Here is a 12,968-nt window from a genome sequence, read left to right as displayed (position 1 = left end):
GGGACAAGGGGGACAAGGAGGACAAGGAGGACAACTGACTTTTGAATGCGTGACTTTTGCCCAATGCCCAATGCCCCATGTCCAATGCCCAATTTTCCAGCAAGAGGAATATTATTTGATTATGCAACTGAGTTATTATCCGGATGCAATAGTACAAGCTGCCCATCGAGTGAATGAACTAGATTCTCAATTGATGGCAGTTCAGCAGCAAATTAACCGATTTGAAGGTAATGCTGATCGCAGCGCCTCCTTTGATATGGATTTAAAAAACGATGCACAACGTAAGGCGCGTCGCTTTGAAGTTCTGCTGGTAAATCAGGAATATCAAAAGGCGATAGATACACAGTTAAGATTAACCGCCGACAAAGCAAATGCGATCGCTCATTTGGAATATCTGCGGAACCAATTTAGTGTAGCGAAGTTGGAAGCCAGATTAGCGATCGCTCAACAACTCACTGATTTTGAATCTCGCGAACTTGTAGGATTGTAAGCGATCGCCTAACGCTTAACATCATTGAAGCTCCCCGACTTTACCAAAAAGTCGGGGAGCTTTTGATGAAAGGGGTCAAGAGCAAATTGTCTCACTTTTTTAACAATTTATTTGCAAAAAACACTGATAACGGCATGATTTAGCGCTTATCTTAGGAAAACAAACCAACCGCCAAGTACGCTAAGAATTGAAGAGAATTTGGCAAAGCTAACAAAGAAACGGTATCAGCAGTTTTAATTTAGCGCGATGAGACTTGGGGACTTACAAAAAATAAATTACCCATATTCTGTAGTGCGAGCATCTTGCACTACGGAATGAACATCACCTCGCGAGACGCTCGCACTACAATTAAATGGGTATTTAAAAAATTGGATGTCCCTTGACAGGCAAAGCTTCGAGTTGTGAACCGGAATGTTGGAGATATTTAGGCGAAGCTTCGAGTTGTGAACCAGAATGTTAGAGATATTTAGGCGAAACTTCGAGTTGTGAACCAGAATGTTGGAGATATTTAGGCGAAACTTCGAGTTCCGAACATGAATCTTCGAGATATTTACACGAAACTCCGAGTTCCGAACACAAATCTTCGAGATATTTAGGCGAAACTCCGAGTTCAAAGGTAGAACCTTCAAGTTTTGAGCTTAAATGATAGCGATCGGAACAGCAACTTGGTAACTTAAGTACAGCTGTCTTGAAAATCAGACAGAGGGCAGAACCACTTAAGTTAAAATTTAACTACTTCCATCCAGCCCCAAACAGTCTTTAATTACGAATTACGAATTACAAATTACGAATTATTGTAAAATCCTATGCTTGACCTGACAAAACTAGCGCGGCAAATGCAAGGGTTAAGTCAGCATCTGACAATAGAAGCTGCTCAAGGTCGCCAGCGTTTAGAATTAGCGCAACAGTATCTCCACAATGCTTACGCAGTTCAAAAAGATTTAATTGACCGTCAGGAGAAATGGCGCGATCGCATTCTCTTTGCTAATGCTACCCCAATAGAACCGCTGGAAACCTGTATTGATATCCCAGTTCCGCCGAAAATTCATACTGTAATTGCTACTGATGGTTCGCAAATTGCGCCTAACCACCACGAAATTGCTTATTGCTATCTGCTAAATATTGGCAGAGTCGTTTTACACTACGGACAAAATCGCCATCCACTGCTAGATAGTCTGCCAGAGGTATTTTACCGCCCAGAAGATTTATATATGTCTCGGCAGTGGGGAATTAGAACTGAGGAATGGATGGGTTATCGTCGCACCGCTAGTGAAGCGACGGTGTTAGCAGAACTCGCTTGTGCTGCGAAAACAGAAGCACCGGCTTTAGCAATGGTGGATGGTTCTTTAATTTACTGGTTTTTAGAACAGCTACCAATGGATGCGCGCGATCGCATTTTACCCCCCATCCTCGTAGCTTGGCAGCAGTTGCGAGAGGCGCAAATTCCCTTGATGGGCTATCTTAGCGCTTCTCGCAACATCGAAGGGATGAATTTTTTACGGTTGTTAGCTTGTCCCCATCAAGTACCAGACTGTATCAGTTATTGCCCTAATCAACTCGAAAAGATACCTTGTAAAATCTTTGAACCTTTGCGCGATACTACCCTTTGGTCAACGCAACTTAAACCGGGACAGCGCGGGCCTTTATGGCGGAGTAATGCCCGGATTTTAGATTTGTATGAAGGACAAACAATCTACTTTTGTTATATTCATGTAGGCACCGAAATTGCTCGGATAGAAGTCCCATCTTGGGTAGCAGAAAACACAGCTATGTTTGACCAAGCCCTAGGACTGATGCTGGCACAGGTGCAAAAAGGGTATGGTTATCCAGTTGCGATCGCAGAGGCGCATAATCAGGCTGTGGTACGTGGTGGCGATAAAACACGCTTTTTTGCTCTTCTGGAGAAGCAAATGATTAAAGCTGGCTTGAGAAATGTTGGTACTTCTTACAAAGAAGCCAGAAAGCGCGGAAGTATCGCATAATTACCCTCAATATGGCTGGAAAATCTCCGGCTTTTCCAGGTGATTGCTGATTATATAAATATCAACTCTAGCTAGTATTGGCTTTGATGAATTGCCATTTGATTTAGTTATATCAACTTGAAAAAAAAATGAGACAGATGTATCCCTAGGGGCGAGGTCTCCCCGACCTTGGCGACAATTTCGGATGTCACGATCATTAATTGAATCAGTATTAGATATTTAAAATAGAAAATTTTGATTCAAAGTGGCATAATAGCACATTCGATAAAGGTTGTGTAACACTTCTTAACTGAAATTCCCAAATTCAACGTTTACTTTTAAGTGTTTTAGGGAAATCTATATTTACATAGAAGATTAGCTGTACAGCAAGCTAGTAAGAAAAAGCAAAAGTCAAAAGAAAGAATACTTATTGTGTAAGCTTTATGCCTATTTTATAGGGTTGCTTGATTTCCGCCTTGTTGTACTAGTTTTTTAACTTCTAAATCAAACTCAATTGCGTACTTGGTGGTATACGCAACTTTTTAGACTATCAGTACGGTTCGTGAAGCAGTAGAAATTTGATGAATGCTTCACATCTCAATACTTACGAGATTTAGAATATAATACATTTGCTATTTTTATATGATCAAAGAATTAGAAAAACAACATTCGCGCTTTTTTTCGCTTTCCTTAGATTTACTTTGTATTGCTGGTTTTGATGGTTATTTTAAGCATTTAAATCCCATATGGGTAAAAACTTTAGGATGGACAACTCAGGAGTTATTAAGCAAACCATTTATTGAGTTTGTTCATCCTAAAGACCGCGAACCCACAATTTTTATATGTCAAAAACTTGCCAATTCTGTAGATACAGTTAACTTTGAAAACCGCTATATGTGTGCGGATGGTTCTTATAAATGGTTATCCTGGAATGCAACTTCTTTCGGTGAAGAGAAATTAATTTATGCAATAGCTCGCGACATTACAATTAATAAAGAAAATGAAATAGCATTACGGAAATCTATTCAAGAATTAGAAACTTTAAAATTTGCCTTAAATGCTCATTCTTTAGTAGCGATTACTGATAAAAAAGGAATTATAACTTATGCCAACGATAAATTTTGCGAAGTTTCTCAGTACTCTAGAGAAGAACTTTTAGGACAAGACCACCGGATAATCAATTCTGGTTATCAGACCAAAGAATTTTTTGCTGAGTTGTGGAGAACTATTGCTCAAGGTAAAATCTGGAGAGGAGAGATTAAAAATAGAGCCAAAGACGGTACTTTTTATTGGGTAGACACTATCATAGTACCAACATTGTCTGCTTCAGGTAAACCTGAGCAATATGTAGCAATTCGTACAGATATTACCCAGCGTAAGCATTCTGAGTTAGCAATTTTAGAGCGATCGCGTCTATCTCTGTTAAGTGCAGAACTTAGCTTATCTTTAGCTCAAAGCGGCACTCTGGCGGAAATTATTCAACACTGTACAAATACTATATCACAATATCTTGATGTTGCTTTTGTAGGCATCTGGACTTTTGATAAACAAACAACAAACCTGCAATTTCAAGCAGGAGTTAATTGTACAGATACTATCTGTAATCAGTTAAGTACTCTTCAAGAGTTTCCTAATCAGATGGTTGTCGTCAACAGCGTTATTGACACTATAGTTAACAAGCATGAAGCCATTGTTAATCGGGAAATTCAAAATTATTATCAAGACAAATTTCTCAATTCTAGTTTCTCTGCATACCCTTTGATTGTAGAACAAGAATTGGTTGGCATCATGGCTTTGTTTTACCAGCATTTTTTTACAGAAGCAACTCATCATTTGTTAAATTGGATTGCTAATAATATTGCTGTAGCTATTGACAGAATCTGGGCTAGAGAACAACTACTCAGTCGGAGAGAAGCCTTACTGTTAAGTTTAGCTAGCCAAATCCGCAGTTCTCTTGAACTCGATACTATTTTGGCTACTGCGGTTAATGAAATTCGGAGTTTATTACAAATTGACCGTTGCTATTTTCTGCGTTACTTAACAAATTCTTCTCAACCAACCTTGGCTATTACCCATGAAGCACGTCATCCTGATTTAAGCAGTATGTTAGGCATGATTCCCCTGCAAAAATCAACGTTTTTAGCACAAAATATGCTTAATCAAGAGCTAATTTGTATTCACAACATTCATAATGATTTTGCTCTCGATCCAAATATGCGAGAACTCTTAACTGAGTTTGGTATTACTTCCCAACTACTACTACCAGTGAAAAGTAATTCTGGAGAGTTAGGAGCAATTGTTTGTAGCCATTGCAGTGGTGAACGTGTTTGGAGTAACAGTGAAATTGGTCTGCTAAAAGCTGTTACAGATCAATTAGCAATTGCTATCGACCATGCACAACTTTATACTCAAAGTCGTGCTGCTACCTTAGTGGCTCAAACTCATGCAGAAAAACTCACTGAAGCGTTACATAAATTACAAGAAACCCAAGCTCAACTAATTCAGCAGGAAAAAATGTCTAGTTTAGGACAATTAGTGGCTGGAGTTGCCCATGAAATTAATAATCCAGTGAACTTTATTCATGGCAATCTATCGCCTGCTGAAGATTATGTTCAAGACTTAATAGAGCTACTAAAACTTTATCAAAAACATTATCCCCAACCAGATGCAGAAGTTCAAGATTTTTCTGAGGCAATTGACTTAGAATTTATTGTTGATGATTTGTCAAAAATTCTGTCTTCGATGAAAATTGGTACTAATCGTATTCGTGAGATTGTGCTAAGTTTACGAAACTTCTCACGTTTAGATGAAGCAGATATGAAAGTAGTCGATATTCATGAAGGTATTGATAGTACTCTGCTGATTTTACAAAATCGTTTGAAAGCAAAGCCAGAATATGCAGGAATTGAAATTATCAAAGAATATAGCAATTTGCCTTTAGTAGAATGCTATCCAGGGCAGATAAATCAGGTATTTATGAATATTATTAATAATGCCATTGATGCCCTTGAAAATTATCATGCCCAGCCAGATGATTTTAGACATCCCAGCCAAATTATAATTCGTACCGAACTTGCTAACCAAAATCGCGTAATAGTCAGAATTGCCGATAATGCTGGAGGTATAACGCCAGAGGTAATCGGAAAGCTATTTGACCCATTTTTTACAACTAAGCCTGTAGGTAAGGGTACAGGTTTAGGATTATCGATTAGTTACCAAATTGTTGTGGAGAAACATTCTGGTGTTCTCAGGTGTGAGTCAGAATTAGGGAAAGGAACTGAATTTTGGATTGAAATTCCTTTGCAACAGGAAGAAAAGCAGACTTTACCGCCAACGAAATCAGTCATGGCAATCTAACTGTTAACATGATTAAATTCAGAGTATAAACTGAATTTAGTAGCAGATATTGCTTCTTAAAAAATAAGCCATGCTGGAATTTTTGATGGTACATCGGTGCGGCGCTTGGCGACAACACACCCTACATTCAAATTTATTAAATATAGCTGGAAATATTAACAACGCTGTAACTGTGCTAACAAGACAACAATTTCATCAATTGCCTTTCGTAAATTGCTGACAGACTGCTCACTTTGATTCACCATAATACTAAAAACTAAAGGTTCATACTTAGCGCCATTCACATATCCAGACAAAGTAACTGCACCAGTTACAGTACCTGTTTTTGCTTGCACAATTCCCTCAGCAGGAGTATTGCGAAAGCGATTTTTTAAACTACCACTTTTACCTGCAACGGGTAAAGAGGCGCGATAAACAGCAGCGACTGGTGTTTTCGCCATTAAGCGCAAAGTTTGTACTAAAGCTTCTGGGGACAATAAATTACGCCGTGATAACCCAGAACCATCCACTAAAAAGTAACTTGTTGGATCAACTCCCAATTGAGTTAAACTCGTCTTTAAAACTTCTAAGCCAATATCAGCGGTAATTTTATTCTGCACTCTAGGTTGTTTAACAGCTAATGCCCTTAATAATGCTTCGGCATATAAATTATTACTCTTGACATTGGTTTCTGTTACCAATTGTGATACAGGAGGTGAATCAATAGCGGCAATTTCTTGTTGATTATTACCACCATTTAATACTAATGTTTGTCCTAACGTGATTTGCTGTGTGGCTAAAGCCGTACGGAAGCGACGCAGAAAGTAATAATTAGGGTCAACTACAGGTAAGGTGACTAAATAAGGTTGAGAATTTTCTGTTAGCTGCCCTTGAATTCGCAATACTGTTCCTGTTAAATCGCGGGTAACATTAATATAATTTGGCTGATTTTTGCTGACTGTTGTTGACTGATTAATGATGCGCCAACGTCTTTCTTCATTGTTATCATTCCAAGAAATTTGTAAAGGTTTACCGATAGCTTGAGGTAAAACCTTAAAACTAAAAATATTTTCATTCAAAATAAAACTGCTCACGGGTGCGCCATAGTCTGCTTGCACATCTTCCCATTCCCAAGTGGGGTTAACAATATCTCCTTGAATATAACTATCATCGGCAATTAATTGCTGAATTTGGGTTATCCCTTTTTGTCTTAATTGCTGTGCTAATGCTTGCAACTGATTATCACCTAAGCTGGGATCTCCTCTGCCGACAACACGCAATACTCCATTGGAATTCTGATAAATTGAGGTGCGAATGCGGAAGTTTGCACCTAAGTGTTGTAATGCCGCAGCGGTGGTCAGTAATTTTGTATTAGAAGCTGGTGTAAAGTATTTTTGGGCATCCCGACTGTATAGTGTTTGTCCAGATGAGAGAGGTTGTACTAATATTCCCCAACGCGCTCGACTAAATAAGGGACGATTGATAATAGCATCTATAGATGTTAAGAGTTGGGCAGGGCAAATTTGTTTTGTAGTGGTGGCTGGTGCTACTGGTGTTGGGGCTTGGGCGGTAGCTGTTTTTTGTGTAACGCTAATCTGGCTAGTAAGAAATAATAGCATCAACCCAACGGTAATTTTTTGAGTCATTAAATAGTGCTGAAAACTATTTGATGATAATAACTTATGGGTGCGTTTTTTTTAGCTTTCGGTTTCAAAATCCAGGATTTTAGTCCTGACTACGAAATTGCGATCGCTTGTTGCTTGCTAGCAAATAAAAAGCTCATGAGTAGCGATAATAACGCCATCATGAGCTATAGTTTTCTTGATTCTGCAACTTTATACATAAACGTTTGTCCCGTTCTTAGGTAACCCAGGCGACAAAAGCGGGACTTTAAGCAGCAAAAAAATTAATCGTCGTCTTCGTACTCCTGTTCATCGTCATCGCCAAAGATGTGGTCGATGATCTGTTGTGCGCGCTTGTTGGAAATATTCAAGGAGTCCTGAAGCTCAGAGATATACTCTTGTTCGCTTTCGGGTACTTCACCGTCAATCCCTACAACCAACAGGGCGGTAATGTACGCAGCTTCTCGATATTCTTCATCTGGTAAGGATGCGATCGCCTGTTCGATCACTTCTTCTGGGTCTTCTTCCTCTAGCAAGTCATAGACTTTTTGTGTCAATTTTTCAAAGTCTTTTTCGGAAAAATCTTCAAATTGAGAAATCCCCGCTAGCATTTCACTCAAAGCAAATTCTTCGGTTCTGCTGACACCTTCATCATCAGCTGCTGCAGAAAATAGCCCAATAACTGCGATCGCTACTTCTGGTTCTAAGGCGACGGAACTGTTGCTACCTCTGTTGGGAAATTTACGTTGAAACATAATTATCCTTTAAAAGTTATGTGATCGTTGGGAATGCTCTCTTTTCTCCTGAGATTTAGGATTCCCAAAAAAATCGCCAAACACACAACATCTGGAATTTTTGTGTAATTTGTCATTTGTCATTGGTCATTTGTCATTTGTTGTTGGTATTTTGTCATTTTTTATACTAAGCTGCATGAAAAAAACGCAGAGGATACAATCCCCTGCGTAGAAAGATACTTTTAGCACAAACAAATGACCATTGACTAATGACCAATGACCAATGACTACTTAAAGTTTATTACCACACTCAGAGCAGAAGTTATGGGTGGGAAGGTTTTTAGTGCCACAGTGGTTACAATAAACTGGCTCTGTAGCAGTTTTTGGCAGTTGTTTAGGCAAGCCTATCATTTGGGCGTTGTTCTTGCCTGGGGCTACCATTGGATAGCAGTTTTCATCTCTGGTGACGCGCACATCGACAACTACTGGGCCATTGTGTGCGAGCATTTCGGCGATCGCATCAGTGAGTTCTTCCCGTTTGCTAATCACCATGCCTTTAATACCATAGGCTTTGGTCAAATACTCAATATCTGGCATCCCGACTTCCATGTTAGAACAGGAGTAGCGCTCACCGTAGAAGGCTTGCTGCCACTGGCGTACCATTCCCTGCCAGCCGTTGTTGAGAATTACAGTCTTGACATTTAAACCGTATTGTGCTAATGTTCCCAATTCTTGTAAACACATCTGGAAACTAGCATCGCCGCTGATACAGATTACTTCTTCATCGGGAAAGGCTGCTTTTGCACCCATTGCTGCTGGGACACCAAAACCCATTGTTCCCAAACCAGCGCTAGAAATCCAGCGTCGGGGGCCATTCTTGAGAAATTGTGCTGCCCACATTTGATGTTGACCGACATCTGTAGTGTAGAAAGCGTGGGGTGCTTGGCGACCGATTTCGACAACTACCTCTTGGGGTGAGATACTGTCTGGATGCTGGGGCACTATTAAGGGGTATTCTTCCCGCCAGCGGTTAATCAGGCTCAACCATTCTTGGTTTTGGTTGGGTTTAGGCTTGATACTACTTTGCTTGCAGCGACGTAACAAGTCAACTAACACATGGCGCACGTCACCGACGATGGGCACTTCTGGGACGCGGTTTTTACCTACTTCGGCGGGGTCGATGTCGATGTGAATGACTTTGGCTTTAGAAGCAAATTCGTCTAACTTGCCAGTTACACGGTCATCAAATCTTGCGCCGACACAGATTAACAAGTCACAATCAGTAACAGCAAAGTTAGCGTAAGCTGTGCCATGCATTCCCAACATTCCCAAGGCGAGGGGATGATGTTCGTCAAAAGCACCGATTCCCATCAAAGTGGTGGTGACGGGTATATTAAATAACTCAGCTAATTCTTTAATTTCTTCGTGAGCGCCAGAAGCGATCGCACCGCCACCGACATACAATAGTGGTCGGTTACTGTCGCAAATTAACTGAATTGCGGCGTTGATTTGCCGGGGATTACCTTTTACTGTAGGACGATAGCCACGTAATTTCACTGAACCTGGTTCTACAGGTACATAGTCAAATTCTTCTAACGCTACATCTTTAGGAACATCAATTAAAACTGGCCCTGGCCGTCCGGTGCTGGCGATGTGGAAGGCTTCGGCGACAATCCGCGCCATATCCTTCGGGTCACGCACTACATAGGAGTGTTTGACAACTGGTAGAGTAATGCCATAAATATCAGTTTCCTGAAATGCATCTGTACCAATTGCTGCCCGTGGTACTTGTCCTGTGACGACAATCATGGGTATTGAGTCCATGTAGGCGGTGGCGATACCTGTTACCAAGTTAGTCGCCCCTGGACCGGAAGTACCAAAGCACACTCCGACCTTACCTGTAGCACGGGCGTAGCCATCAGCCGCATGGGAAGCACCTTGTTCGTGGCGCACAAGAATATGCTTAATGCCACTAGTTGCTTCCACTTTATAAAGATCATCATAAATTGGCAGAATGGCTCCACCAGGATAACCAAAAATATACTCAACACCGTGGCGTTGGAGACTGTCCAGGAGAGCAAAACCGCCAGAGGCCCTGGTAGGCGTGGCCACGACGGTTTGAATGCTGGTATTAGGCTGGGCGTGATTCTCGGTCTGTGGGGGACTGATTTTGGTTGGCGATCGCACTGTCAAACCTCTGACAATAGCTAAGTTAATGCTTGGATTCTGTAGTTAAGATTTCATTTTAATGTAAAACTTTAATAAAATCCGTACATCAATATCTATTTTTAATATCAGCTAAGACTATACAACTATGATTTGATTTTTGACAACAGGACTTAATCCTTGATTTGTCTAAGTTTCCGATGTTCTTTCTTCCGCAGTTAACAGTCAACGTCAACACTCAACAGTCAACAGTTAAATGACATCTTGCAAGACGCGGCGGGTATTTTTCCAAGCCCAAACACCCACAGCAGCGACTATCAGGCTCATAGCTACCAGAACAGTCCGTAACCCCAGAATATCAGTTAATGGCCCGGTAATTGCCAAAGGTAAAGACAGAGCAATATTCACGGCATGATTTTGAAACCCAAAAACTTTACCGTGCATGTTGGGCGGCGCTTGTTGTTGAATGAGAGTTTGCATCGGTACACCAATGAAGGAAGCACCTACACCTAATATTGCACACAATCCCAGTGCCAGTAATAAGTTGTGGGTGAAAGTAAACACCCCTAACACCAGCGCCATCAGCAAAAATCCGATTAAGGGTAAGGGCTTGCGATGCAATTTTACACCCCAGTGACCTAAAATTCCTGCACCTAACACCATACCTACCCCAGCTGCTGCTAAGAAAAAGCCAAATTGTTTTTCTTTTAAGCCAAAGTCTGCGGCTAATCTAATTGTCAACACTGTTAAGGCGGCAAACACGCAATATAAGGTGACAAGTTGCAGCATGGCATTTAACACCAGGCGGTTTTTCTTGAGATAGCGCAAACTTTCTGTAAATTCCGACCACAGGTGATTTGAGCCTCTATGCTCAACAATAGGTTTATCTTCCTTAAAATTAATCGGTTGCATAATTGCACCCGATAACAAATAAAGCGTACTGACTACTAATTCTTGACCGTATTCTTCACCCAAAAAGGTTTTCGCCCAGCTTAACATTGGCTCTCCAATGGCAAAGCCAACGATTAAAGCTCCCATCATTGTGCTGCTAAACAAGGCATTGGCTGCCATTAAATTCTCGCGCTTTACCAACAGGGGAATAGCCGCTTGTTCCGCTGGGGCAAAAAACTGCGTCACCGTGGATATGGCAAAAGTTAGTATCAAAAGAATTAAAAACTCTCGTGGTAAAAACGGAATCAATAATGTGAAAAACCCACGTACCACATCAGAGCCAACCATAATTAGCTTTTTGGGAAAGCGGTCAACAAAAATACCGCCCGCCGAACCAAACAAAATTGCTGGGACTGTAAAAGCCACCATCAATGTTGAGTACATCGAGTTTTCTGCTAATCCTGGAGGCGGTGGGTAATTTTCTAGCAGGGCAATCATCAACACGAAAAATACCTTATCTGCTAACTGGGAAATTAGTTGCCCAATCCACAGGAGCATAAAATTACGGTTTTTCAGCAGTGCGCCAAACCCGTTATTAACAGCAGCAGGTTCAGTAGGAAACATTTGATACTAAGTAAGAGGTACTAGGGTAGATGGGAGCAGGGGAGGGGGGGAGGGGAGATGGGGGAGGGGAGATGTGGTTCGACTGCGCTCACCAACCGGGAGATGGGGGAGAATTTTCTTCCTAATTCCCCTCATCCCCCTAATCCTCCTCATCCTCTTTATTTTTATCGCTCTATTGGAAAATTTTCCCTATTTCTCACTCCTGCTGGGCAAGTTTATTTTCCGGACTATTTTTCTTCATAGTGCTTTAGCAGCTGCTGTATGAATTGTGCGGCACTAGTGCGATCGCTTTTGGGGTAAAATTCCTCGGTAGGGTTTACCGCAAAACCTCGGACTGTTTGGGGCGATCGCCAAATAAATAAATGGTCAACTGCTGGTTGGGCATAAAAGTTATTGTTCCCACTACCCAATAAAGATGAACTCCAGTGGGTGAAATAATCATGGCTGATCCGGTGAATGGGAAAATCACCCCATAGTGGCACACCCCATCCATCTATAGCAATAAAAGCTGTGACTTTACCTCCGAGAAGTCGCCAAGAATTTGCAGCCAGTATCGCTCCGACTACACCAGCGCTAAAGCTAATGAAGAACACGGGCGATTCTAACCTATCGTCTAAGCAATTGTGTAAAAATTGTAAAATATGCACTGGTGATAGTGACAGTACACCCGGTTCTGGGTAAACTAGTATATTTACTTTTTCTTGAGTACTTGAACTATCAGAATTTAAATTTAAGCACCCTGCGATAAAACTTTCAGTTAATTCTGGCTCATGGATTCCAGGGCAAATGATGATGCTCATCTATCTTTATTATCTGGTTCAGAGCTATTACTTGTTATAAATATAACAGTAATATTTTCGGCAATTCAACGCTAATTTGCTCTCTGCAAAAAGTCTGAATTATTGAAGTAGTCAGCACTACCCTCCCTTCAGCCTCTGGGTGTCAACAAAAGGGCGCAAAAGCTGAGAATAGTCAGTCTTTTGACTGTTAACTTTTGACTGCCAAGACAGATGTACTGATTAATTGATTTAGGTATATTTAGGTAAATTTTTTTGTCTAGATCCTAACGGTAGAGGTATGAGACGCAATGCCCCGTTATGATATTTGTAATTATCCTATCCCCCCGGATGGGATTTATTTTACT

9 protein-coding genes are annotated in these 12,968 nt (G+C 40.9%); 4 read left to right on the top strand and 5 right to left on the bottom strand.

Annotation, left to right across the window (positions count from 1 at the left end; genetic code table 11):
- Nucleotides 1-118: 118 nt before the first annotated feature.
- From AACU32_RS14125 to AACU32_RS14115, 3 genes are all read left to right on the top strand, one after another.
- Complete coding sequence (locus AACU32_RS14125; protein WP_096608006.1) at nucleotides 119-490, top strand: hypothetical protein; 372 nt, start codon at nucleotides 119-121, stop codon at nucleotides 488-490.
- 806 nt (nucleotides 491-1,296) lie between these two features.
- The gene (locus AACU32_RS14120) at nucleotides 1,297-2,472 is read left to right on the top strand and encodes a DNA double-strand break repair nuclease NurA (protein WP_096600427.1); all 1,176 of its coding nucleotides are present in this window, start codon (nucleotides 1,297-1,299) and stop codon (nucleotides 2,470-2,472) included.
- A gap of 621 nt (nucleotides 2,473-3,093) precedes the next feature.
- Nucleotides 3,094-5,808 carry a PAS domain S-box protein gene (locus AACU32_RS14115; RefSeq protein ID WP_096600425.1) on the top strand — a complete coding sequence of 905 codons (2,715 nt, stop codon included), beginning with the start codon at nucleotides 3,094-3,096 and terminating at the stop codon, nucleotides 5,806-5,808.
- Nucleotides 5,809-5,963: 155 nt separating this feature from the next.
- On the opposite strand, the gene dacB is transcribed toward AACU32_RS14115, so the two are convergent.
- Nucleotides 5,964-7,433 (bottom strand): D-alanyl-D-alanine carboxypeptidase/D-alanyl-D-alanine endopeptidase, encoded by a 1,470-nt coding sequence (gene dacB, locus AACU32_RS14110; protein ID WP_096600423.1) that lies wholly within the window; start codon nucleotides 7,431-7,433, stop codon nucleotides 5,964-5,966.
- Nucleotides 7,434-7,469: 36 nt separating this feature from the next.
- On the opposite strand from dacB, the gene AACU32_RS14105 reads away from it, so the two are divergent.
- Nucleotides 7,470-7,655 (top strand): hypothetical protein, encoded by a 186-nt coding sequence (locus tag AACU32_RS14105; protein ID WP_096600421.1) that lies wholly within the window; start codon nucleotides 7,470-7,472, stop codon nucleotides 7,653-7,655.
- Nucleotides 7,656-7,693: 38 nt separating this feature from the next.
- Here AACU32_RS14105 and AACU32_RS14100 read toward each other — a convergent pair whose 3' ends face one another.
- The 4 genes from AACU32_RS14100 to AACU32_RS14085 all read right to left on the bottom strand — a co-directional run bounded on the left by AACU32_RS14100 (nucleotide 7,694) and on the right by AACU32_RS14085 (nucleotide 12,624).
- Entirely contained in the window at nucleotides 7,694-8,164 is a 471-nt protein-coding gene (locus AACU32_RS14100) for a tellurite resistance TerB family protein (protein ID WP_096600419.1), read from the bottom strand.
- A gap of 270 nt (nucleotides 8,165-8,434) precedes the next feature.
- Entirely contained in the window at nucleotides 8,435-10,330 is a 1,896-nt protein-coding gene (ilvB, locus tag AACU32_RS14095) for a biosynthetic-type acetolactate synthase large subunit (protein ID WP_445223178.1), read from the bottom strand.
- A 231-nt stretch (nucleotides 10,331-10,561) separates the two neighbouring features.
- Nucleotides 10,562-11,824, bottom strand: coding sequence for an MFS transporter (locus AACU32_RS14090; RefSeq protein ID WP_096600415.1), 1,263 nt, complete (start codon nucleotides 11,822-11,824; stop codon nucleotides 10,562-10,564).
- 227 nt (nucleotides 11,825-12,051) lie between these two features.
- The gene (locus tag AACU32_RS14085; protein WP_096600414.1) at nucleotides 12,052-12,624 is read right to left on the bottom strand and encodes a hypothetical protein; all 573 of its coding nucleotides are present in this window, start codon (nucleotides 12,622-12,624) and stop codon (nucleotides 12,052-12,054) included.
- Between the last annotated feature and the right edge of the window lie 344 nt (nucleotides 12,625-12,968).

Source organism: Calothrix sp. NIES-2100, from assembly GCF_963875285.1.
Lineage (GTDB): Bacteria > Cyanobacteriota > Cyanobacteriia > Cyanobacteriales > Nostocaceae > Aulosira.
This window is presented reverse-complemented; position numbering and strand designations above follow the sequence as displayed.